Raw genomic sequence first — 23,232 nt, 5'->3', positions numbered from 1 at the left:
AGTCAGACCCGTACCAAGCTGCTTTTACTGTGCTTGAATCGCTTTTTAGTGACGGTTCTTCACGAAGAATTCCTGGAGGCGTTGTTGGGAAGAGCCCGTGTGCTGCTTCTTGTCCACTAACTTCTGGGCCTGCTGCTTACGGATTTCCTTCATGTGCTTGCGACGTTCAAAGACGGTGGCGTCATCGTTTGTTTCATACTCGCTCTGATCGATAACCGCCTGTTCGTCGACCTCTTTTTCAGCGGCCTTGACCGCGCGCTTTGCTTCCTTTGCCCGGGCCTTTTCTTCCTTCTTTGACAATGGCCAATCGAGGTAGGTCAGAGATGACAGAAGGTCAGCGCGGGTTTCAGGCGCTTTCAAGGGACTTGGGTTGTCGGCGAGCACCTTGTTAACCAAGACTTCGTCATCGGCGCTGCGCAGTTCCTCGACTTTGCCAGGCACATCATCCAAGAAGGCTTGGAGGCCATAAGACAACGTGCGGTGCCCTGCTGGGAGCTCCAAGTTCTTCCCTTCCGGTAAAACGGCCGTCGCGTTTTTCACCGCCCGACGGTAAAGCAAGGCCGTCAAAGCAGAAATTGGGCCGTAACCGACGAATTCCACGTACTTGGCCTTCGCCTGCTTCTTGGACTGGTTAATGATGCCCAGGACCTTTTCGTCGTAGTAAGACTGGCAGTGAACGAGGTCCGTTGCCAGGTACAAAACGGCCTGCGGAGATGGCTGAACAGCGTTAACCGGATAGTTAATGCGATCGAGTTCTGGCTCGGTCAAGATGACACGAAGGGTCTTTGAGGCCAGCGTTTCTGGCATGTCCAGGTAGGCCATCAGGTGTTCTGTGACGGCCTGGTCGCCATCAACGAGTATGCCATCAACCTTTGGAGCAATCGTGATTTCCTGGAAGGTAAAGGCACCGCTTCCAGCCGAGAGCAGATCGAGGCGGTAGGAATGTGTCCCCCTTGGCACCGTCAAGGTCATTTCTGGCCCGTTCTGGTAGAGGGTCTTGATGGTCTGACCAGATTGGTCAAAGAAGACCCAGGCCAAGTAGGCGTGCATCGTCTTTGAGTTCTCCGAGCGAAGCACCGTGTGGTAGGCCTTTCCTTCGACCAATTCTGGCAGCGTGGCCATCTGCCGTTCGTAGAAGTAGTTCTTATCCGAAAAGCATGAAGCAATCGGCTGACCAGAAGGCAGGAAGTGGTTTTGGTAGCGCACTTCGTTTTCTTTCACGAAGTCCACAACGGCCCCCTGCAATTCGTGGAGCTTGGTTTGTGGTTGCCAGTAAATTTGATACTGCATTACTTCACTCCCTTCTTCGCTTGCTTCTTGATGGCCTTCTTGATGTAGGCAAGCATTTCAGGCACCTTTTCTTCGTGGTGTCCAACCTCTTCGTGCTTGTCGTAGCGACTGCCCACTTCCTTGAAGTAGTCTTCAAGCTGTGGCAAAGAAGAACCGTCGTATTCGTCGTGAATCATGGCAAAGCAGGCAACCTGCTTTGGACGGAAGTTATTTTCTTGGAAGTTTTTCCAAAGTTTCTGGTCCAAGAATTGGTTATCTTCTTCGTCCAAACGACCCGTTAAGACGTAGCGCAAGTCAAGCGTCCAGTCGTGATTCATGCCATGGTGGGCAAATTCAGGGCGTCCCGTGAACTTCCCCAAATTGATGATGGGTTTTCCAATCACGAGCTTCTCCGCGTTTAACAAACTTGCGTAGTACATGGCTGGGTAAGAACCCATGGAATAACCAGTGAAGATGGTCTCTTCACTCGTGAGACCGGCCATTAACTGGGCCTCACGGATCCGACTTTCAACTAAGTTTTCAAAGGATTGTTGGCCGACCATGAAGGCCCCACCCTGCGCTCTCGTGTCCGTGAAGAGCAGGTATGGGTAGCCGAGCTCGTTCAAGCTGCCCATCATTTCGAAGCCTTCCACGTGCAAGCGTGTACCGGCAAAGGCAACCACGAGCGGTCCCTTCTTCGTTCCGGGGTTGAAGTAGGAAAGCACCTCTTCACCGTCAGTGGTAAGCATGCGCTTACCGCCTGGCAAGAAGTGTCCCAATCCGTGGCGGGAACGGCGTTGATGCAAGTTTTTCAGCGTCAACTTTCCCTTTCCCTTAGCCAAGACGAGGATTTGGTAGTCCAGGTAGTCCTTTGGTGCCCGCACCGCCGGCAGCAGCTCCTTGTCCGGGTTTTCAAACAACTTCATCTGTTGTAGACCGCCGTTTTTAAAGAAGATGAAGGAGAAGGCCAGCGAAACGTCGCCTTCCTTTTCGTAGTCGGCGTAAAGCAGGTTCTCCTGACCGGCAGAAAGGTCACCCGGGAATGTCCGGAGCGTTCCGATTTGCTGGTAAGAATCACCGAAGTCCCCTTCGATTTCATAGCAAAAACGACCCGTGCGCTTTTGGTGCAGGGCGTAGTTGTTTTGTGGAATGAACTGGTCTTCTGAAAAACGGGTTGGAAAACCAATCTGCCCCAAGAATAAATCTTGTTCAATGCGGAAGAAGACGTCTGTGGGCTCCTTTTCCTTCAAGGAAATGGCGTAGCGTTCCACCAATGCGTTTTGCATCTTTGGTGAAAAGCGAGTGGCATCCCCGGTGTATAAGACCCGGTGTGCGGGCCAGGCCTGCACTTGCTTAGCCAAGAGGTTGGAGTCAATTTCTTCGTCTGTTAACAGGACGTATGAAGACGTGAGTGCGTCTGGGTCCTTTTGCTTTGCTAAGAAGACTGGCAGTTCGTTTTTGTCCCAAAAACGCCAGTCGATGTTACTGTCGGCTGCTTCTTCGGTCCAGTCTGTTGATCCAATTTGTAAGACGGATAATGTCTTTGCCATCGGTACTCCCTCGATTACTGTTAGCGGTTAACCGCTTCTGTTGTTTTAATCTTTAATGCGTTGTTCCAGGCTGCCTCGAGTTTTTCAGGCGTGAACTGGTCGCGCTTTGCAATGAGCTCTTCCTTGAAGCCTTCATCCTTGGCCTTTTTGAGCAAGGAAAGCAGGGTCTCTTCGAAGCTCATCGTGTCATCTTGTTTCAGGTAAACTTGCTGCTGATAGAAGTTTTGGCCCTTTGTCAGCGTTGGCAAGGCAAAGGACGTTGCCTGGGCAAGCGCCTGCAAAGATGGGGATTCGGAAAGGTCACAGTAGGCCGAACAAGTGGCCAGGTAGTTGTTTCGACCCTTTTTGCTTTGTGCCTGCAAGAAGACGAAACGGGCTTTCAAAACCGCGTCTTGTCCCTCTTCCCAGCCAAAGGCTTCGCTTCGTTCCTGCACCATCTTGTTCAACATGCCAGCGAGTTCAAGGCTCGCGTCCATCCCTTCGAAGATGAAGGTGCGGTCGTCTGCCATCGTAGCCATGTGGAAGGCCTGACGCAAAAGGTCCTGCTGCTTTGGCAAAGCCAAGTCCCCGAGGTTGATGTAAATCAACTCCTGATCCTTTGGTTGAGCGACTGGCTTTTTCTCGACCGCGTATGGTGAAAGCAGGATGTCTGCTGCCCCGTTATCCTCAGAAGACAGGGTCGTCACGTTCTTCATGGCCTTCAGTTGTTCGGCCTTTTGAACGGGCACGTTGCTTTCGGGCAGCCAGTAGGCGACGTTTTCCACGCTCGCCTGCTTGATCACGCGCCAATTTTGGTCGGAGTCAAAGACGAGGAGCTCGTTGTTTTGCTTGGCGTTTAGGTAGGCCAACGTGAGCTCGTCGATGAGCGCGTTCATGGATGAATAGGTCTTTTCCTGCCCATCGGGCAAAAGCGCCTCGACAACGCCCGTGTTGAAGTGTTCCTTTGCGACCACGAAGCCACCCTGGCTCAGGTAGGAAATTTCCTTTGGTTGTCCGTTTTCAAACTGGGCGACGCGGGAAACAAAGCCACGGTCATCAATGGTGAGCTGTTGCTTCAATTCGTTGTTTTCCATCAAATCCACGCGGTCGATTTGATCACCCATTGGGTAGGTGAAGAAGATGTTGGCGTAGAGACGGTTGTCGGCCAAAACGACGATGCGGTCGAAGAGGCGGATGAAGTGGGCGTTTGAAGGCCAAGTGAGGTGGTCGACCTGTAAAGGTTTCTTGTCCTTTAACGTGACGCGTTGGAGGGCGTCAAAGGCCGTCCAGTAAGGCGTGCCACCGAGCTTTTGCTGATTTAAGCTGGATTTAAGCTTTGGTTGGTAGGATGTGATCAACAAGAAGAGGTCTTCTTGCTCCTGAAGGAGGGAGACAATTGCTTGTTCGTTGTCACTTTTTTTAACCTGGTAATTATCGCCCCAGGAAGGCATTACAGTTAAAGCCATGCGGTTTCTCTCTTTACTTCTATGTACACCTGAAGGGTATCAGGCTTAAAAATCGTGCTTCTTTATTTTATCCATGGGTAGGTTTTGACTGGCTAAACGGGTTAAGTCAGACCCGCTCGCCCATATCGTTTTCACCGGGTGCTGGTCGTTTTCCATCATCATCAAAACGTCTGGCAGCACTTTTCCGTTTTGATCAAAAACGCCATCTGGGCATGCCAGCACCATGTTTTGACCAAGGGTGCTCAGACGATTGGAATCGGTGACGACAACCTCGGCAGTGCTGGCGCTTGCGCTCAAGTAGTCTTGCAGCCCCGCTTCAAAGCTTGGGTACTCCTCGCCAAAGACGATGGAGAAGTTGCGGCGGTTGTTGTAGTAATAGTCTTTGACAACGGCTTTTTCTTCACCAAAGAAATAGTCGCTTTCAAGTAAGCTGCCACGATTGTAGAACTGCTTGCAAAAAAGCTGGCCGTTCTTTTGGTAGATGTCTTTTCGCGTCACCTGACCCGCTTGGTTCAGCCAGGAAACGGCCTGGACCAAGTAGGAGGAACCGGAAAACAAAACAACGCTCGCGATTCGTCGACCACAAGTCACCAAACTGACCGTCCCATCGTTTTCAAAGACGCGCTGGCCATCGTTTGCCACCTTTAAATCGTCAAGGAAATAGCCATCCCCGGCCGGAATCTCCGACAGGCGCTTACGGCTCGCCATGTCGACGACCTTCTCCAAGGGCAACCCGAGTTCCTCGCAGATGCCAACCGAATTTTCGTGTGGCGTGGCGATGAAGAGCTCGTCGGAGACGCCCTTTTTCACCTGATCAATCTGCCAGGCAACGGCCGGTAGGCGGTTGTGGTCCAGAGAATCAATCAACTGAATTTGCATGATTGTCCCCCTTCTTTACGTCGTTCAACAGGTCTTTCCAGTCAGCAGAAACGTGCTTCAGGTCGTAGCGGGCAACGCTTTTTCTCGCTTCTTTGCACATTGCCGGCAAGTTTTCGACCGCTTTTTGAACCGCCTCGACCATCCCCGAAACGTTTCTTTCGCGCGCTTCGTTCGTCTCTTCCGTGGAAAAGTCGATCAGGTAGCCGTTTTTTCCACTGTCGATGAGTTCTTTAGCGCCGTACTCGTTCGCGTAGGTCAGAACGGGCAGACCCGCGTGCAAGGCCTCAAGATAGGTCAGGCCAAAGCCCTCGGAATAGGAGGCGGAAACATAAGCGTTGTAGGCCCCTTCTTCTGCCAAATCGTTTTCCAAATCGTTGGAGACACCGGCGAAGGTAACGGCATCTTGCAAGCCGGCATCAGCGACTTGCTTCTGCAAATCTTCCTTCTGCGGTCCTCGACCAAAGATGGTGAGGTGCACGCTGAGACCTTCCTGTTTCAGCCGATCCACCGCGTTCACCAGCTGGTCGACGTGCTTTTCCTCGTGGAGACGAGAAGCGGTCACGAGACGAAGGGCGTTCCTGTCGTTAGCCCCATCGGCTGTACCAACTTTATCGGCCGCTGTGATTTCACGAGTCGTCCCCTCGTTTTCGTCCACAAAGCCTACCGGCACTTTTGAAACGACGCGCTCCGCCGTTTTGGTATCAAAGGCGCCCGCAATGTCTTTCTTCAAATCAGCCGCCTGACGCGCAGTCGCTACCACGATCTTATCGTAGTACGGCGCGTGCTCCAAGACGAATTGGTAGAACTGGTTGTAAATTTGACGTCCTTCAACCTTTTCGACCCGGTGACTTGCGTGAATGATGGACACGAGTTTGTTTTTCGCCCCCTGTTTCTGGCGCTTCACCAAGTATTCATCAAAAGAGCGGTCACGGTCTAAGAAGTAAGTGGCTGGACCGAAGGCCCTTTCCAAGGCGCCCATGAAGAACGCCAAGAGTTCGTCGAAAGTTTGAAAGTAGTAGTCGCTTCCAAAAAAATTCTCGAGGTGGATGGCCGTCATCACCTTCTCACCCAAGAAACGGTCGTAGGACCAGCTCAACTTGCGGTCGCCACGGGAAAGTTCAACCTGGGCGTCGCTCACGATGTAGAGCTTCTTGGCCTCGTTGTAGACCTTTTCCTTGCGACGCGTGATGGTGTAGCCACCCGTTGCCACTTCAACAACGGTTCGGTTCGTCTGCGTGAAATCCTTGAGGATGTCTTTTTTGTAGGGCTGGATGGTTTTCCCAGTCAGACCCGTTCGTAAATACGAGACCGGATCATCGGCCATGGCCCATTCGAAGAGATTGATGACCTGTTCTTCTTCCAGGTCAAAGAGTTTCATGTGTTCATGGAGTTTTGGAAGGAGTGCGGAGTAAACCAACTTCACTGGTTCGCCCGCCTCCTTAAGGGCACGCAAGCGGTAAAACTGTGCGTGCTCGACACCGGAGTTTGAATCATAAAGGCCATTATTTAAAAAGATGTTCATAAGGGCCTCCTTTCATCGGGTCCGGGTTTTAAACGCTGCAAAAAACAGCGATTTGTTTCAGAATTTTATGCGGCTAAAAGCCAAAGTCTTAAAGGTCGAGTTAAACAATCTGGTCCGGTTTTGACTTTTTCATGACCTTCATCAGGCGCCAGTTACAGGACAGAAGCTTACTTCATGTCCAAGGCTTGTACCGCCGTAATGATGGCGACCTTGTAAACGTCTTCTTCAGAGCAGCCACGTGACAAATCCGAAACGGGCTTGGCCAATCCTTGCAAGATTGGGCCCATGGCTTCGAAATCACCCAAGCGTTGGGCAATCTTGTAACCGATGTTTCCGGCTTCCAGGCTTGGGAAGACGAAGACGTTGGCGTGACCGGCCACCTTTGATTCAGGCGCCTTGGCTTCCCCAACGGAAGGCACGAAGGCGGCATCGAACTGCAATTCACCGTCGATGTTATCCGCTAATTCGGGTGCCATTTCCTTGGCCAAACGGGTCGCTTCTGCTACCTTGTCGACCATTTCGCCCTTGGCAGAGCCCATCGTGGAGAAGGAAAGCATGGCAATCTTAGGATCAACGCCAAAGGCCTTGGCGGTCTTCGCGGATTGGATAGCAACCGTCGCCATCGTTTCGGCGTCGAGTTCGATGTTGATGGCACAGTCAGCAAAGACGTAGCGCTGGTCGCCCTTTTGCAAGAAGAAGGCACCGGAGATGCGCTTTGAGCCCGGTTCCGTCTTGATTAATTGCAAGGCGGGACGAACCGTGTCACCAGTTGCGTGGGCGGCACCGGAAACCATACCGTCAGCCTGGCCCATTTGAACCATCATGGTTCCGAAGTAGTTGACGTTTTGCAACCACTGGGCGGCCGTTTCTTCGTCAGTCTTACCATTGCGGCGTTCAACCAAGGCGTCAACCATTGCTTTCTTTTGGTCGGCGTCGATCTTCGCTGGATTCACGACCGTGAGCTGATCCAAGGAAACGCCTTCGGCCTTAGCCACTTGGGCAACGGCTTCTTCGTCACCGAGAAGCGTGGCTTGAATCAAGCCATCGTCAACCAGGCGAACGGCGGCCTTCAAGACGCGGGCATCGTCACCTTCTGGGAAAACCAAGTGGAGGTTCTTCCCGGCGACCTTGTTTTTCAATTCATCAAATAATGCCATGTGCAGGCTCCTTCTCAATAAAAATGTCTTTTTCGTACTCTAAAATTATAACAAAAAGCGGGTGCTTCTTGTGCTATCTGAGCCAGTCAATTGGGCGTTGTCCGTGCTTCTCCAAGAATGCGTTAGCCGCGGTGAAGGGCTTGGAACCAAAGAAGCCGCGGTAGGCGGACAAGGGACTTGGGTGAACGGACTCTAAAACGAGGTCTTTACCAGTATCGATGAACTTCTTTTTGGCCTGGGCGGACTTGCCCCAGAGGATGAAAACCTTGGGGCGGGGATCAGCGGTGGCCGCTTTGATGACGGCGTCGGTGAGCTCTTCCCAGATTTGACCCTTGTGGCTGTTGGCAGAAGAATCCTTGACGGTTAAAACGGCGTTCAACAAGAGGACGCCTTGTTTTGCCCAGGGCGTGAGGTCCTGGCCGAGTTTGATGGATCCAGTGTCATCGCCTAACTCCTGTAGGATGTTACGAAGGGAAGGCGGGGTTTTCATGCCGTCGGGGACCGAAAAGGAAAGGCCTTGGGCTTGCCCGGGTTGGTGGTAGGGATCTTGGCCTAAGATGATGACTTCGCAGTCTTCGAGTGGACAGGCTTGGAGGGCCTTGAAGACGTTTTCTCGTTCGGGATAGGTGGGCGTTTCTTCGGAATAAACTTGGTCTAAGAAGGCGTCGGCACGGGACTGGTAATCGGCTGGAAGCAAGGCGCCTAAGGCCTGGTCCCAGCTGGATTGTGTGAGTGAAAATGAGGCCATGGTATACTACTCCTAGAAAAGCTTTTGTATCTACTTTACCAGAGGACCGTGTCGAAACAGTGACAAGAAGGGAAATTTTTATGATAACGAGTAAGGATTTACTGGCCCTCCAAAAACGCTACGCTTCCCAATCAGAAATTTTGGAAAAAACGACCACAATTAAAAGCATCCTCGCGGGGCTGGCGAAACGCCAATTGCCCATGCACCCTGTGCCTCGAATCGACTATTCGGCAGACGAGCTGATGCACCACCCGGAATGGCTCCCCTTTGACGAGGTGATGTCGGATCTACGTGAGACATTGGTGATCGAGCACGGCATCTGGTTCTTGCCAAACCAGGACTTTTTAGCCGACTTAAAGGACTATCTGAACGGGCGACCACTCGTTGAGCTTTGTTCAGGAAACGCCGCCCTTTCCGCCGGTCTGCAGGCCATTGGCGTCAAGGCCGAACCCGTTGACACGCTCGACTGGGAGGGCCAAGACATTGAGCTGGCAACCCCCTGGACAGCCGTGACCAAGGCGTCCGTTGACGACAAGGTGGAAGAAGAAATCGCAGCGGTCAAGGCCGGTGACAAAGACGCCCTTCCCGTTTTCTTGATGGCCTGGGTGCCAAACGAAAACGAGGTGGATTGGCAGATACTGCAGCAACTTCGCTCCTCCGGCCTCCCCTTTGAATTAATCGTGATTGGGGAAGAATTTGGCGCGACGAACTCAAGTACCTTTTGGCGGAACGCCGACTACCATCAACCGGACGTGCTGAACCAAAACTACCACAACTTCGACTCTTTCAAAGACGCCATCTACAGCGCCAAGTAAGGCGATTAAAAAAAGACCTCCGCATGTCGCGGGGGTCTTTTTGTTTTCCGGCGGAAGCCGGCAGTATTTGAATCTTTTATAGAATTGGTGCTAGCAAGCGTGACGCATACTGGCGGAAGGTCATCCAGCGCGATTGCTTTTGGAAGCTCTCCTCGCTTTGTAGAACCGACTGCTGAATGTCATGTTCGTAGCGTTCGGCCAACGTTTCCGTCACCTTCTGGTCGTACAAGAAGGCGTTCACCTCGAAGTTCAACTTGAAGGAACGGAAATCAAAGTTGGCGGATCCAACCGAGGCCAGCTGGTCGTCCACCACCATCGTCTTGGCGTGGAGGAAACCGTTCTGGTAGTAATAGACCTTGATGCCGTCTTTTACCAGTTGCGACGCAAAGTACTGCGTGGCGCGGTAGACGAACATGTGGTCCGGCATGCAGGGCACCATGATGCGCACGTCGACACCAGAGTTGGCGGCGATTCGAAGCGCATCAATCGTGGAATCGTCCGGAATTAGGTAAGGCGTCTGAATCCAGCAACGCTTTTTAGCGAGCTGAATCAAGCGGATGTAACCCATCTTGATTTGCTCGTCGTCCGAATCGGGCCCGGACGTCACGATTTGCATGTCCGTGTCGCCCTGCAAGCGCTCATCCAAATCTGGGAAGTAGAGGCGCCTGGTGACGTTCATCGGTTCCTTCACAGCCGACGCGTTCCAGTCCAAGAGGAAGTGGGACTGAAGGTAGTAAACGGCAGAACCAGACACCTTCAGGTGCGTGTCGCGCCAGTGACCAAACTTCTTCTTGCGACCGAGGTACTGGTCACCGATGTTGAACCCACCGACGAAACCGATGCGACCGTCAACGACCACAATCTTGCGGTGATCACGGAAGTTCAACTGGAAGTTAATGAGGTTAAAGCGACGGTGAAGAAAGGAGCTGGCGTGTCCACCGGCTTCACGCAAGGGCTTGAAAAAACGGCCCGTCGTCCCGACGGAGCCTAAGGAGTCGTACAGGACATGAACGTCCACGCCCTCTTTGGCCTTCTCGACAAGGATGTCTCGAATCTCGCAACCGAGCTCATCCGCGTAAAAGGTGTAGAACTCGATGTTAATCGTTTCCTTGGCATTGCGCAGGGTTTCCTTGAGCTCATCAAAGAAACGTTGGCCGGACGTATACACAGACACGTTATTGTTCGTGGCGAGCGGCGTCTGGTTGATCCGTTGGAAAAGTGTGACTAACGACCGTGCGGACCTTGGAAGCGCGTCAGCGCGTTTTTCCACGGAAGGTCCAGGCCCCTTTCCAACCAATTGCTGAATCAAGCCATCCATCTCCGACGCATCCTGGTCCTGATACGCAAAAAGCCGCCGTTGTGGCAGCTTTCTTCCCGCAAAGGAGTACAGGATAAAGCCTCCGACCGGGATGAACATCAACAGTAGTATCCATGCCCATGTCGCAGCAATATCACGCGGTTCGCGGAAGACGGTCAAAATGGCCAACACCGAGTTAATTAAAATAACGGTTGTGATGATGTTGTCCATGCCGACTCCCTAAACGCTTAATCCTTTTAAATTAGTATTCCATCAATGCCAAGAATGGCACATCGCCTGCTTCCATGATCTTTTCGCGACCATGCAAGTCTTCCAACTCGATGATGAAGGCCACACCTGCGACCACACCACCAAGTTCTTCAATAATCTTACGCGTGGCGTTAATCGTTCCACCCGTTGCCAACAAATCGTCGACGATCATCACCCGTTGCCCCGGCTTAATGGCGTCTTCGTGAATCTCCAAGGTATTCACGCCACCATACTCCAAAGTATATGAGGCTGAAACCGCCTTACGCGGCAACTTACCAACCTTACGAGCTGGCACGAAGCCAACGCCCATTGAGTAAGCCAGTGGTGAACCCACGATAAATCCGCGTGATTCAGGCCCCGCAATGAGGTCAACGTCCAAGTGTTCAGCGAAGTCCACGATTTGGTCGATTGCTGCCTTGTAGGCTTTCCCGTCTCCCATCAAAGGTGAGATATCACGGAAAGTCACGCCTGGTTCAGGATAATCCTGAACGGAGGCCACGTAGTCATGTAAATCAATCTTAGTCATAGTGTTTCCTTCTAACCGGTTTAACCGGCAAAATAACGTTGGTATGTCTTTGACTCAGACAAGGCCTTTTTCTGCGCTTGCTTGAGACATAAGACGTGTCCAGCTTCCATTTTAACAAATCCGAGGTCCAAAAAGACCTGAATCATTAATTTAAATTGCTGTTCTTCAATTTTGACCTCTTGCAAAACCCGATTGAGGTTTTCCACGAGGTTTAGTTCCTGGTGTCCGTACAAGTACTTGTAGACCAGGGCGAACTCGGCCTGACCTGCTTTCAAAGCCTGGGTCGTGGCCTTTTTTTGATTGGCCTGGCCAGAAGACTTTTCAGCTTGGGGGCTTGGCGCGTTCGTTTCTTGTGCTGCCCCGTTATCAGCGCCTGAACCCGCTTTCGGGAAGGCCACGTCTTCTAGCAGTAGTTGCAGGCGCGTCCGTCCGGCAAAGGTGTTCACACCGAGCTTACCGGCCATGTCGGCCTGCTTCTGGCCCTCACCTTCGGCCGCCACATCGGCGTTGTTGAAAACCAGGGCTTCAACCGGACCTTGTCCCCCGTTGAAGGCCAACTTCAAGTGCTGCTTTTCCTTCCCCATGGTTCCGGTCGCGGTCAAGGCCGCGTGCTTCAAGCCAAGGATTGGCTGTTCGTTGCCCTGACCGAACGGCTCCAAGACTTCTAGCTGTTCGTAGAAGTTCTTGGTCAACATCGAAGGCTCGACCATCAAGTTCACTGCCAGTGGTTCCTCTTCAAAAGTCAGACCCGCACCAGCTTCCTTAACCCGTGCGCGAACCGTCTCGAGCTTGCCTTCTTCGATGGCAATCCCGAGAGCGCCCGCATGGCCACCATAGGAGGCGTAATCGTCTTGGAAGTCTCCCAGGAAGGCATGGAGATCAAAATCGCCATAGGAACGTCCTGAGCCCTTGTAGAGGCCATCCACGTTTGTGAGGGCGACCACCGGCTTTGAAACGATGTCCGTCAAACGGGCCGCTACGATTCCAAGGATTCCCTGGTGCCAGTTTTCACCGGCCACAAAGAGGACGGGTTGGTCAGCGTTTTCAGGGGCCAAGGCCTGTGCCTTTGCTTCCTTAAACACCCTGTCTGAAATCTCACGACGTTGGTCGTTGATTTCTTCGACCTGCTTGGCCAAGGTCTTGGCTTCCTCTGGGTCCTTTGTCATGAGCAACTTGAGTCCAAGGCTTCCATCCCCCAAACGGCCAATGGCGTTCAGGCGGGGTGCCAGCTTAAAGCCGACGGTTTCAGCAAGGATGCGGTCCCCTGATTGGTGCTTGGCGCACTTCAGCAAGGCCGCGATTCCAGGGCGAGGATTGTTTTCAATTTCCTTTAGTCCCCAGGTCACAAAGGCGCGGTTTTCGTCGGTCAACGACACGACGTCGGCAATCGCTCCCATGGCCACGAGGTCAAAGAACTCGGTTGGCAGGTCCGTCAAATCTTCGGCGGGCATCCCGTCCTGCAAGACGGCCTGGGCTACCTTGAAGGCAACGCCGGCCCCTGACAAGTCATCAAAGCCGTAGTTTCCTTCCGGGTGGCGGGGGTGCACGACGGCAACCGCATCGGGTAATTCTTCAGGAAGCGCGTGGTGGTCCGTGACAACCACGTCAACGCCCTGCTCCTTTGCCCAGGCAATTGGCTCCTTCCCAGACACCCCGTTATCAACGGTGATGATCAGCGTTGCGCCGGTTTCTTCAATCAAGCGCTTGTACGTTTCCTGGTTGGGACCGTACCCGTCTTCAAAACGGTTTGGAATGTATGGGACCACGTCGGCACCAAGGGAGGTCAACGCTTCGGTCATGATTGTCGTGGACGTCAGTCCGTCGACGTCGTAGTCTCCGTAAACCAGAATAGTTTCACCAGAGAAAACACCCTCTTGGATTCGTTCGACCGCCTGGTCCATTTGGTAAAAGTCAGCTGGATCGTGCAACTGGTCAAAGCTTGGGTGTAAGAAGGCTTCCGCCTTCTTCACCGTATCAATGCCCTTTTGCACCAAGAAGCCTGCCGTTACGGGGCCAAGGTTCAAAGCGTCCTTTAACGCTTGAATCTTCTGACCGTCTGGCTTTGCTTGTTCTTGCCACTTTCTACTCATGTGACTCCTTTGTAAACGGCACATCGATGACGTCCATATCGCGGGCGACATAGGTGTTTGAAAAGAGCTTGTTCGCATCCGTGATAAACTTCTTTAACAACGGACCAATGTAACGGGCGGAGACATGGGTCAAGACCAGCTTCTTCACGCCCATGTCATTGGCGAGCTTGGCAGCGTCACGGGTCGTTGAGTGACCGTGGGCGCGGGCCATCTTGCCTTCGTCCTTTGAAATACCGTAAGTGGATTCGTGCACCAAGACGTCGGCGTCCTTTGCCAAAATCTTAGCGCCTTCGGTTGGCATCGTATCGAAGATGATCGCAACGACACGTCCGGGTTGGGCGGGACCGAGATAGTCCTTTCCATTCACTGTGCGGCCATCGTCCAAGGTCACTGTTTGACCGGCCTTCAACTGACCGTAAACAGGACCGGCCGGAATGTTGTCAGCCTTGACCTTGTCGATCAAGAGCTCACCGGCGTGTGGCTTTTCTTCGACACGAAAGCCCCAGGCCTCCATGCGGTGGCGAAGGGGTTCGGCAATCACCTTGAAGGTGTCATCTTCAAAGATGGTTCCCTCTTCAATCTCAACGAAGTGAATCGGATAGGACAAGTGCGTTTCGGAAACGCGCAAGGCGGTGTTCACAAATGACTTCAAGCCCTTTGGTCCGTATATGGTCAACGGTTCGTTCTTGTCTGCTCCTTGAAAGGAACGAGAAGAAAGCAAACCAGGCAAACCAAAGATGTGGTCACCGTGTAAGTGAGAGATGAAAATCTTTTCGATTTTTCGAGGACGAATGGTCGTCTTCAAGATTTGGTGCTGGGTTGCTTCCCCAACGTCAAAAAGCCAGACGGCGTTTCGCTCGTCAAGCAACTTCATGGCAATGCTTGCCACGTTTCGAAATTTGGATGGCTGACCGGATCCGGTCCCTAAAAATTCTAATTCCATCTTTCATCCCCCAAGAAGAAGCAACTATTCGTTGTCGTCTGCTTCTTCAGTCTTAATATCATCTAACAGGTCGCGTTCTTCCTTTGAGAAAGGGCGGCCTTCTAATAAGTCGGGACGGCGAAGGTAGGTCTTACGCAAAGACTCCTTCATCCGCCATTCGGCAATTTTACCGTGGTTACCGGAGATTAAAACATCCGGCACCTTCATCCCACGAAAGTCGGCGGGACGCGTGTACTGCGGGTACTCGAGCAAGTTGTCCTGGAAGGAATCACCAGAGGCTGATTCCCGGTTTCCCAAAACATCTGGCATAAAGCGCACGGTGGCATCAATCATCACCATGGCCCCGAGCTCCCCACCGGTCAACACGTAGTCACCAAGTGAGAGTTCTTCATCGACCAAGGTCTTAATGCGTTCGTCGTAGCCTTCGTAGTGACCACAGATAAAAGTTAAGTGGTCGTACTGGGCTAAGCGTTCGGCATCCGTGTGGTCGAACTTCTTACCGGCCGGGTCCAAAAGAACCACGTGGCCGGTGCTGCCATCAGCGGAATTATCCTTGACGGCTTCCATAGCGTCAAAGATTGGCTGCGGCGTAAGCAGCATGCCGGCACCACCACCGAATGGGTAGTCGTCGACATTGTTATGCTTGTTTGTTGTGTAATCCCGGAAGTCTGTGACATCAAAGTCCAAGGTCCCCTTGTCGATGGCCTTACCGATGATGGATTGCTTCATTGGAGCAAACATGTCCGGGAAGAGTGAGAGTACGTCGATTTTCATTAATCTAACAGCCCTTCTAATACATCAATCACGATGGTTTGCTTTTCCACGTTCACGTCTTTGACAACGTCAGGAATAACTGGAATCAAGGCGTCCTTGCCGGATGCGCGCTTGACGATCCAAACGTCGTTGGCACCCGTTTCCATGATTTCCTTCACGGTACCGATTACCTCGCCTTCTTCGTCTTGTACTTCACAGCCGATGATTTCGGAGTAATAGTACTCACCATCTTCCAAATCGTCGCGATCTTCTTCTGAAACAAAGAGGTCTTGTCCCTTAAAGGGTTCCACGTCGTTGATGTTGGTGACACCGGCAAAGGTGATCAACCACATTCCCTTGTGCATCCGGGCCTTTTCCATGTTTTCTTTGATGTAACCGGAATTGTCCTTCCGGTAAATAACGGCCCCCTTTGCAAAGCGTTCCTCTGCAAAGTCGGTGATGGCCTTTACCTTGAGTTCACCACGGATACCGTGGGTGTTCACAATGGTTCCAATTTTAAAGTAATTTGTCTTATCCATAGCACCTATTATAGCAAATTTTCTTATTCGAAAACCGAGTAAAATGACGCAAAGGACTCTTGGTCTAAACCACTAAAAAAAGGGCCTCTTCCGTCTCTGACTTTGCCAAAACAAAAAAACTACCCAAAGGGTAGTTTTTAAAAGTTAGCTTATACCAAGTCCAACAAGTCAGCCTTCTTAGCTGATGACGTGTACTTCGTTCCTTGGGCATCCAAGTAAGCCTTGATTTCAGCGACCGTGTTCTTAGTCGTTGGCTTTGAAGATGAAGCTGCGGCTTCCTTCTTAGCAGCTGGCTTAGCAGCAGCCTTCTTGGCTGGCTTTGCGGCCTTCTTTGAAGCAGGCTTCTTACCTGACTTCGTTTCGGCGTGCTTTGCCATGATACCAGCGTTAGACAACAAGTTACGAACAGTGTCTGATGGTTGTGCACCATTGGCCAACCATGACATGATCTTTTCTTCGTCCAACTTTACTTCTTGTGGTTGTGCAACTGGGTTGTACGTACCAACAGTTTCGATAAAGCGACCATCACGTGGTGAACGTGAGTCAGCAATAACAACACGGTAGTAAGGACGCTTCTTAGCACCCATGCGCTTCAAACGAATCTTTACAGACATAATTAATTTCCTCCGAATTTCTTTACTTGTTATAGTATGCCAGATAGCAAAAACCATGTCAAGCCTTTTTACTTGACACGGTTTTTATTTTTGATTAATCTTCGGCCTGTCGGCGCTTTTTCCAAAAGTCAAAAGCGAACCGCGCAAACCGCGATCACGACAGAAGTCAGGCCCATTTGGCCGACTCCTTTAACCGCTTTAGCTTAAGACCAAAATCATTTTTTTACTTTTCAAAGCCTTCTTCCAAGGCTTCTGGGTAAAAGTCGCGAACGATCTTTGCTTCGTATGCAGCCAATTCAGGGAAGGCAGCGTCGGCACCCAAGTCTTCGTGGTAGCGACGGTCACGTGGTGACAAGCCACCGCGGGCCTTTTCGACAACCATGGCGATGTCGTCAAAGAGGCGCGCATCGGCAGGTGCCTTTGCGGCGTCTTCAATCGTCAACTGTGACACCATCAAGAGCAAGCGCAAGTCGACGTTCAAGTCTTCCAATGTCTTCTTCTGATCAGCATCCAAGTAAATCGTCATGGCTGCTTCGGCGTTCTTTCCGATGAGGTCTTCTGAACGTGCTCCTTCGATTGCCTTGTTAGCAGCAGAACGGATGGCCATGACAGTTTGCCACTTTGCCTTGATGTCTTCGGCGTTAGCAATCGTCTTTACTTCAGGCATGTCTTGCAAGTAGGCGAACTTCGTTGAATCGTCTGGCAAGTATGACCAGATTTCTTCGGCCGTGTGTGGCAAGACTGGCAAGATCAACTTCGTCAAAGCCGTAACCGTCTCGTAGAAGACAGTTTGCATTGAACGGCGAAGTTCAGAATTTGGTGCTTCGACGTAGACAACGTCCTTGGCGATGTCCAAGTAGAAGGCGGACAAGTCAACGTTGATGAAGTTGATCAACTTTGAGTAAACGTCGTTGAAGCGGTAGTTGTCGTAGGCGTCTTCCAAACCAGCAACGAGGTCGTTTAAGAGAACCGTTGCGTACTGGTCGTGAGCAGCGCGATTTTCGAATGGCACGGCGTCCTTTTCGTAATCGAAGTCAGACGTGTTGGCCAACAAGAAACGCATCGTGTTACGGATCTTACGGTAAGAATCCGCCACCTGCTTCAAGATTTCTTGAGAAACCGGCATGTCCTGTGACGTATCAACGGAAATCGTCCACAAACGGAGGATTTCAACACCGAGTTGGTCACCAACTTCAGCTGGTGAAATCGTGTTACCAAGGGACTTGGACATCTTGTTTCCCTTACCGTCCAAAGTAAATCCTTGGGAGAGCAAGTTCTTGTATGGCGCTTGTCCCGTTACGGCAACAGACGTGATGAGTGATGAGTTAAACCATCCACGGTACTGGTCGGATCCTTCCAAGTAAAGGTCGGCCGGGAAGTCCAACTGTGGACGGGTGCGGAGCACACCGTTCCATGATGAACCAGAGTCGAACCAGACATCCATGATGTCTTCTTCCTTCTTGAAGATGCCGTTTGGTGAGTGTTCGTTTGTGTAACCTTCTGGCAAGAGGTCCTTGGCATCCTTTTCAAACCAGATGTTAGACCCATGCTTTTCAACCAATTGTGCCACGTGTTCGATGACGTCGGCATCCAAAATAGCTTCGCCGTCTTCGGCGTAGAAGATTGGAAGTGGCACACCCCAGACACGCTGACGTGAGATAACCCAGTCACCACGCCCGGCAATCATGTTACCCAAACGCTTCTTACCCCAAGCTGGGTAGAAGTTGACATCGTCCAACTGGTCCAAGATGTCTTGACGGAAGTCATCGATTGACGCGAACCATTGTGGAACGGCACGCCAGATGATTGGCTTCTTCGTACGCCAGTCAAATGGGTAGGAGTGGGTGATCTTTTCCTTTGCAAGGAAGAGACCAGCCTCTTGCAACTTCGTGATAACCGTTCCGACAATGTCGTCGTAGAAACGACCTTCGAAGTCAGGACCAGCTGACTTGGTCATCATTCCCTTTTCGTCAACGGTCACGGCGATTTCAAGGCCGTACTCCTTTGAGACGTTGTAATCGTCTTCTCCAAAACCAGGGGCCGTGTGAACCAAACCAGTTCCGGATTCAAGGGTTACGTGGTCACCGACCATGACCAATTCCGAAACGTCTTTGTCCCATGGGTGGTAAGCCGTAATGTTTTCTAGTTCAGAACCCTTGTGTTCAGAAAGGATTTCATACTTGTCCCAACCAAACTTAGGGGCGATGTTTTCCAAAAGTTCCTTAGCAACAACGTACTTCTTGTCAGAACCTTCAGGCTTTACGACGGCGTAGTCAAAGTCAGACCCGACCGTGACACCACGTGAAGCGGTCACCGTAAACGGTGTCGTCGTCCAAACAACAAGGTAAGTGTCGTTGTCCAAGACACCCTTTCCATCCTTCACTTGGTTGGCGTAGAAGAGTGATGTTGACTTTAAATCGTGGTATTCGATTTCGGCTTCGGCCAAGGCTGATTCAGATGACCATGACCAGTAAACCGGCTTGGCCCCCTTGAAAATGTAACCCTTCTTAGCCATGTCACCAAAGACACGCAATTGAGCAGCTTCGAATTCTGGTTGCAACGTAATGTATGGGTGGTCCCAGTCAGCTAAGACACCAAGACGTTTGAAGTCCTTCTTTTGCTTAGCAACTTGTTCTAAGGCAAAATCCTTGGCCAAGTTACGCCATTCAGCCTTTGGCATGGCCTTACGGTCTTGTCCGGCCTTCGTCAATTGTTGTTCGATTGGCAAACCGTGCGTATCCCAACCAGGAACGTATGGTGCGTAGTAACCGTTCATGTTCTTGAAACGGACGATGATATCCTTTGTGATCTTGTTCAAGGCGTGACCAAGGTGAATGTTACCGTTGGCGTATGGAGGGCCGTCGTGCAAGTTAAAGTGAGGCTTTTGTTCGTTTTGAGCCAAACGTTGACCGTAGAGGTCTTCTTCAAACCAAGTTGCTTCGCGAACTGGTTCCGTCTTTGGCAAAGAACCGCGCATTGGGAAGTCTGTTTTTCCTATGTTTAGGGTGTCTTTGTACTTCATCTTCTTCTCCTAAAATTTCAACTAAATAAAAAAGTCCCGCTTACCCAAAAGGGTAAACAGGACGAATTAACGTGGTACCACCTATTCTTCCACTGAAGTGAATCAGTGCTCGAAAAACGATAACGGGTTTAACCGCACCAGCCTACTTGATTCAGCCGATGGTTAACAAAAGTGATACCGCAACTTGCAGGGATTTACCACCTTACACCGGACGTGGCTCGCTTCAAATATCCAAGTTTTGACTTGTCTTTTGTTTAATTACTTATTTCTTTTCTGAGTCAGGGAAAACAACGACCGTTGGGTCTTCAGGCTTTTCAGCTTCAGAAGCGTCTTCCTGGTTGTCCTTCTTTTGGATTGGGCCCTTTGCAAAGTCAGGGACGGAATCCAAGTCCGTGGGCAAAGAAGCCTTTTCACCATCCTCTTGTTTTGCAGCTTCGTCCAAAACACCTTGTGACAATTCTGATGCTGGCAAGGCTTGAACAGCTTCTGACAACTTGTCTTCTGACAAGAGTGCCTTTTGTTGTTCAATCAAGTCAAGGAATGATTCCTTGAATGACGTAACCTTTTCACGCAAACGGTTTTGTTCGTCAATCAAGTCAACGTTTTCTTGAGCCAAGCGCTTTGATTCGGATTCAGCCTTTTGACGGGCTTCATCAACGATGTCCTTTGCTTCTTGGTTTGCCTTGTCCAATTGGGCCTTTACTTCTTCTTCCGTTTCAGAACGGAGGCGTGAAGCAGCGGATTGAGCGAACATGATTGATTCGTTCACTTGGTCCTTTTGACCTTCCAATTCGTTGATACGTTCTTGTTGCTGGCGTGATTGCTTTTGCAATTGTTCGTAGTCAGCGATGAGTGAACGGTAATCGTTGTTCACTTCGTCCAAGAATGAATCGACCTCGCGGGCAACGTATGCACGCGATCCCTTGCGAGTGAATTCGTGGTTCAAAATTTCATCAGGTGTTAATGCCATGTATCTTGTCTTCCTTTCCCTTTCATTCTACTCAACGGTGAATGATTTGAAAAACTGCCTTTATTTTATCCCTTTTACTGTGTCCTGCCAAGCTCTGGAGGCTAATTCGTCCTTTTTTCCGGACAGAAATCACATCTTTGCTCCGAATGATTCGGTCTAATCGGTCGGATGAAGCCCAGTTGACGGCAACAAAACCGCTTAAAATCAAGTCTTTTGCTTCTTGCCGTGAGAGGTTGAAAGCCGTTGCGACAACCGTGTCCAAACGTAAGGAAGAAAGGAGCAAGAATTCTTCTTTTCCTTCCACTTCCTTAATCAACGCATCATCGAAAGGGACTTCCGTCCAGTCGGCTTTTACCTTACCGATTGAATCAATCTGAGACATTACATAAGGAACTTGCCTTTTATCAATGGCAACTTGGGCGAGCCCTTTATTGTCATCGGTCACGATATCACCAAAGACGGTTCTTTCGAGTCCTGCTGATAAAAGCGCTCCGAGCAAATCTTTATGCCGGAGCGTTACAAACTTCTTAGCGAAGGTGACTTGCAGAAGTACCATTTCATAGTCGGCTTCACCGATTTCCATGAAGGATGGTGCAATCACCAAGCGTTCTTTTTCTGCCCGGGCAAAAATGCCAGAAGCACTCACCTTCACATCTTCTCGATCACCAAGCAGAATCGACACGATGTGCCGTTCTCTGGGATTTAAAAATGGTGTGAGGCAAAGCGTGTAATCCTGGCTTGCCCGTTCAATCCAATCGAGCGCTTTCGCAACGAAGGGCTGTTCTTCTTGATCAAAATGTTGGCCGACTTTGGATAACTCAGCCATCAGGAAACCAACATCGTCAACCCAGTTTCAATGAGTTGAAGAACAATCAACGCCGCGAGTGGTCGAAAGTCGAAGAAGCCGAGAGGCTTAATAAAAGAAAAGAGATTCAAATATGGGCGAATCAACTTTCCAAGCTCACGACCGAACCAGGTTGAATACAACCGTGGTACCCAAGACATCAAGACAAAGATGAGTAATGCGTACGTGTAAAACTGAATCGCATATAACAGAATAGTGATGATTGGGCTTAACATCATAGTTTAGTACCGTGATTGGTTGTCCAAGTTTTCGCTCATTGAACCGGCAACTTCGTATGCATCGGGCGTGAGCAAGAAAATCTTCTCACCGATACGTTCCATTGAACCGTTCACAGCGTAAACTGCACCACCAATGTAATCAAGAATACGACGGGCAGGATCTTCTTCCAACTGGGAGAAGTTCACGATAACCGCATCACCTTCAATGACTTGAGAAGCGATGGCACGTGAGTCCGCGTATACCTTTGGTTCAAACAAAGCGATACGTGAAGTAGCCGTCGTTTGCGGACGGGCAGCCTCTTGCTTTTGCTTCTTAACAGCCGTCATTTGGTGAGGCTTTGGAGCAGTGGCTTGTGCTGGTTCTTCTTGCACTTCTTCGTATTCGTCTTCGTAGTAATCATCATCCCCTGAAAAGAGGGTCTTAATCTTATCGAATGCCATGAGAAAACTCCTTCTTAGCGCTTCTTAAAGAAAGGTGGCTGGTCGTCATCTTCCGTTGACAAATCTAAGTCAATGTTTTGATTCATTGGTTCAACGGGGTCAAAGGCTTGCTTTTGAACGCCATCGAATTGTTCTTCTTCGGCTTGCTTTGGTTCTTCTTTTGTTGTGATGTCCCAGTCAGCGAATGGATCATTCTTTGAAGAAGAATCAGCAGGCTTTGCTTCACCTTCCGTACGTGAGAAGAGGCCAGCTTGTGAGTTAGCGCCTTCCGTCTTTGGTGTGGCTTGTTCAACCTTTTGCTCAGCTTGGCGACGTGGGCCTTGCTTCTTACCGTCTTGCAAACCAGTGGCGATAACCGTCACACGAATACCGTCGTTCATGTCCATGTCAACGGAAGTACCGAAGACAACGTTCACGTCACGACCAGCTTCTTGGTTAATCACGTCAGCGGCAGATTGTGCTTCGAAGACGGAGAGGTCTGCACCACCCGTCACGTTCAAAAGCACTTCTGAAGCACCCGTCATATCAACTTCAAGCAATGGTGAAGAGATAGCTGAACGCGTTGCGTCAACGGCACGTGATTCACCTGTGGCCGTTCCAACACCCATGAGGGCTGGACCAGCATCTTCCATCACTGTCTTCACGTCGGCGAAGTCCAAGTTGATGAATCCAGGGTTTGTAATCAATTCTGAAATTCCACGAACACCTTGTGCCACCACGTCGTCAACAACGCGGAAGGCTTCAATGATTGGCAACTTCAAATCGATTTGGTCCTTCAAGCGTTCGTTGGTAATCACAACCAATGAATCCACTTGTTCAGACAAAGCTTGCAACCCTTCTGTTGCGTACTTTGAACGCTTTGGACCTTCCCATGCAAATGGGCGGGTAACAACGGCAACCGTCAAGGCTCCCATGTCCTTGGCAATCTTAGCAACAATCGGTGCGGCACCGTTTCCAGTTCCACCACCCATTCCGGCCGTGATAATCACCATGTCGGCACCCTTCAAAGCGCCTTCAATTTCTTCAGTTGATTCTTCGGCAGCCTTCGCACCACGTTCTGGGTTTGATCCGGCTCCGAGTCCACCAGTCAACTTAGGTCCGATTTGGATCTTTTGCTTGGCTGATGACTTATCAAGGGCTTGAACATCCGTGTTTGCCACGATGAAGTCCACTCCTTGGATGTCATCTTCAATCATGTGGTTAATGGCGTTTGATCCACCACCACCAACACCGATGACCTTAATTACCGCGCCGGTTGATGCCTGCGTTTCGTCGATTGTAAAGTCCATGAACATACTC

At 50.8% G+C, this 23,232-nt stretch carries 21 protein-coding genes; 1 reads left to right on the top strand and 20 read right to left on the bottom strand.

What is annotated here, in order from left to right; genetic code table 11:
- Positions 1–45: 45 nt before the first annotated feature.
- The 7 genes from asp3 to G6R29_RS02245 all read right to left on the bottom strand — a co-directional run bounded on the left by asp3 (position 46) and on the right by G6R29_RS02245 (position 8,570).
- The gene (gene asp3 / locus G6R29_RS02275; RefSeq protein WP_213808744.1) at positions 46–1,290 is read right to left on the bottom strand and encodes an accessory Sec system protein Asp3; all 1,245 of its coding nucleotides are present in this window, start codon (positions 1,288–1,290) and stop codon (positions 46–48) included.
- Positions 1,290–2,819, bottom strand: a complete 1,530-nt coding sequence (gene asp2 / locus G6R29_RS02270) for an accessory Sec system protein Asp2 (RefSeq protein WP_213808743.1) — start codon at positions 2,817–2,819, stop codon at positions 1,290–1,292. The genes asp3 and asp2 overlap by 1 nt, the downstream gene beginning before the upstream one ends.
- A gap of 20 nt (positions 2,820–2,839) precedes the next feature.
- A complete protein-coding gene (gene asp1, locus G6R29_RS02265; protein WP_213808742.1) occupies positions 2,840–4,264 on the bottom strand; it encodes an accessory Sec system glycosyltransferase Asp1 in 1,425 nt (474 codons plus the stop codon).
- Positions 4,265–4,309: 45 nt separating this feature from the next.
- Positions 4,310–5,143 carry a hypothetical protein gene (locus G6R29_RS02260; protein WP_213808741.1) on the bottom strand — a complete coding sequence of 278 codons (834 nt, stop codon included), beginning with the start codon at positions 5,141–5,143 and terminating at the stop codon, positions 4,310–4,312.
- Entirely contained in the window at positions 5,124–6,665 is a 1,542-nt protein-coding gene (locus G6R29_RS02255) for a glycosyltransferase (RefSeq protein ID WP_213808740.1), read from the bottom strand. Before G6R29_RS02255 ends, G6R29_RS02260 begins: the two co-directional genes overlap by 20 nt.
- 167 nt (positions 6,666–6,832) lie before the next feature.
- Entirely contained in the window at positions 6,833–7,822 is a 990-nt protein-coding gene (gene pta, locus G6R29_RS02250; protein WP_213808739.1) for a phosphate acetyltransferase, read from the bottom strand.
- A 73-nt stretch (positions 7,823–7,895) separates the two neighbouring features.
- On the bottom strand, positions 7,896–8,570 hold the full coding sequence (locus G6R29_RS02245) for a uracil-DNA glycosylase (RefSeq protein WP_213808738.1): 675 nt from the start codon (positions 8,568–8,570) through the stop codon (positions 7,896–7,898).
- An 80-nt stretch (positions 8,571–8,650) separates the two neighbouring features.
- Between G6R29_RS02245 and G6R29_RS02240 the strand changes: the two genes are divergently transcribed.
- Complete coding sequence (locus G6R29_RS02240; RefSeq protein ID WP_213808737.1) at positions 8,651–9,385, top strand: hypothetical protein; 735 nt, start codon at positions 8,651–8,653, stop codon at positions 9,383–9,385.
- A gap of 76 nt (positions 9,386–9,461) precedes the next feature.
- On the opposite strand, the gene cls is transcribed toward G6R29_RS02240, so the two are convergent.
- From cls to ftsZ, 13 genes are all read right to left on the bottom strand, one after another.
- Positions 9,462–10,913: a cardiolipin synthase gene (gene cls / locus G6R29_RS02235; RefSeq protein ID WP_213808736.1), complete on the bottom strand. Its 1,452-nt coding sequence runs from the start codon at positions 10,911–10,913 to the stop codon at positions 9,462–9,464.
- 31 nt (positions 10,914–10,944) lie between these two features.
- A complete protein-coding gene (locus tag G6R29_RS02230) occupies positions 10,945–11,478 on the bottom strand; it encodes an adenine phosphoribosyltransferase (RefSeq protein WP_213808735.1) in 534 nt (177 codons plus the stop codon).
- Between the two features lie 20 nt (positions 11,479–11,498).
- A complete protein-coding gene (gene recJ, locus G6R29_RS02225; RefSeq protein ID WP_213808734.1) occupies positions 11,499–13,568 on the bottom strand; it encodes a single-stranded-DNA-specific exonuclease RecJ in 2,070 nt (689 codons plus the stop codon).
- The gene (rnz, locus tag G6R29_RS02220) at positions 13,561–14,511 is read right to left on the bottom strand and encodes a ribonuclease Z (RefSeq protein ID WP_213808733.1); all 951 of its coding nucleotides are present in this window, start codon (positions 14,509–14,511) and stop codon (positions 13,561–13,563) included. The genes recJ and rnz overlap by 8 nt, the downstream gene beginning before the upstream one ends.
- A 24-nt stretch (positions 14,512–14,535) precedes the next feature.
- Positions 14,536–15,285, bottom strand: a complete 750-nt coding sequence (trmD, locus tag G6R29_RS02215) for a tRNA (guanosine(37)-N1)-methyltransferase TrmD (RefSeq protein ID WP_213808732.1) — start codon at positions 15,283–15,285, stop codon at positions 14,536–14,538.
- Positions 15,285–15,803 carry a ribosome maturation factor RimM gene (rimM, locus tag G6R29_RS02210; RefSeq protein WP_213808731.1) on the bottom strand — a complete coding sequence of 173 codons (519 nt, stop codon included), beginning with the start codon at positions 15,801–15,803 and terminating at the stop codon, positions 15,285–15,287. Before rimM ends, trmD begins: the two co-directional genes overlap by 1 nt.
- A 149-nt stretch (positions 15,804–15,952) precedes the next feature.
- The gene (gene rpsP / locus G6R29_RS02205; protein ID WP_213808730.1) at positions 15,953–16,417 is read right to left on the bottom strand and encodes a 30S ribosomal protein S16; all 465 of its coding nucleotides are present in this window, start codon (positions 16,415–16,417) and stop codon (positions 15,953–15,955) included.
- A 223-nt stretch (positions 16,418–16,640) separates the two neighbouring features.
- Positions 16,641–19,439, bottom strand: coding sequence for an isoleucine--tRNA ligase (ileS, locus tag G6R29_RS02200; RefSeq protein ID WP_213808729.1), 2,799 nt, complete (start codon positions 19,437–19,439; stop codon positions 16,641–16,643).
- Positions 19,440–19,701: 262 nt separating this feature from the next.
- Positions 19,702–20,409 (bottom strand): DivIVA domain-containing protein, encoded by a 708-nt coding sequence (locus tag G6R29_RS02195; RefSeq protein WP_213808728.1) that lies wholly within the window; start codon positions 20,407–20,409, stop codon positions 19,702–19,704.
- A gap of 31 nt (positions 20,410–20,440) precedes the next feature.
- Positions 20,441–21,235: a YlmH family RNA-binding protein gene (locus tag G6R29_RS02190; protein WP_213808727.1), complete on the bottom strand. Its 795-nt coding sequence runs from the start codon at positions 21,233–21,235 to the stop codon at positions 20,441–20,443.
- Positions 21,235–21,492, bottom strand: coding sequence for a YggT family protein (locus G6R29_RS02185; RefSeq protein WP_213808726.1), 258 nt, complete (start codon positions 21,490–21,492; stop codon positions 21,235–21,237). The genes G6R29_RS02190 and G6R29_RS02185 overlap by 1 nt, the downstream gene beginning before the upstream one ends.
- Positions 21,493–21,495: 3 nt before the next feature.
- A complete protein-coding gene (locus G6R29_RS02180) occupies positions 21,496–21,933 on the bottom strand; it encodes a cell division protein SepF (protein ID WP_213808725.1) in 438 nt (145 codons plus the stop codon).
- A gap of 14 nt (positions 21,934–21,947) precedes the next feature.
- The gene (gene ftsZ, locus G6R29_RS02175; protein ID WP_213808724.1) at positions 21,948–23,222 is read right to left on the bottom strand and encodes a cell division protein FtsZ; all 1,275 of its coding nucleotides are present in this window, start codon (positions 23,220–23,222) and stop codon (positions 21,948–21,950) included.
- Positions 23,223–23,232: the final 10 nt, after the last annotated feature.

Source organism: Fructobacillus broussonetiae, from assembly GCF_018437275.1.
GTDB classification, from domain to species: Bacteria; Bacillota; Bacilli; order Lactobacillales; family Lactobacillaceae; genus Fructobacillus; species Fructobacillus broussonetiae.
Note: the sequence above shows the minus strand (reverse complement) of the source record. Positions and strands in the feature narration are given on the sequence as shown.